The sequence below is a fragment of the Stenotrophomonas sp. SrG genome, assembly GCF_050031795.1.
Taxonomy (GTDB): domain Bacteria; phylum Pseudomonadota; class Gammaproteobacteria; order Xanthomonadales; family Xanthomonadaceae; genus Stenotrophomonas; species Stenotrophomonas rhizophila_A.
The window spans coordinates 1-236 of the sequence record NZ_JBNBBE010001277.1; the positions used below are offsets into that span (position 1 = coordinate 1).

Consider the following 236-nt stretch of genomic DNA (forward strand, 5'->3'; position numbering starts at 1 on the left):
CCCCACACCCCCGCGCCGCCGCCGGCCTCGCTCCACGCGCTATCCCCGGCCCCGGTGAACGCGGCCGCGCCGCTGGTCAATGCGCAGCGCCAGCTGCGCCCGGACATCCGCTGGGTGATCACCACCATCACCCCGACCGGGTCGGAACGGGTGCGCTCGCTGTGGGGCGATGCGGTGGACCACGTGGTCCTGCCCTACGACGGGCCGGGCCGCGTGGGCCGTGTCCTGGGCCACTT

At 75.8% G+C, this 236-nt stretch carries 1 protein-coding gene; it reads left to right on the forward strand.

Features of this window, described 5'->3' with window-relative positions:
• Window positions 1-236: glycosyltransferase N-terminal domain-containing protein (locus ACQG3P_RS23530; RefSeq protein WP_426806394.1), on the forward strand; the 236-nt coding region annotated here is incomplete at both ends.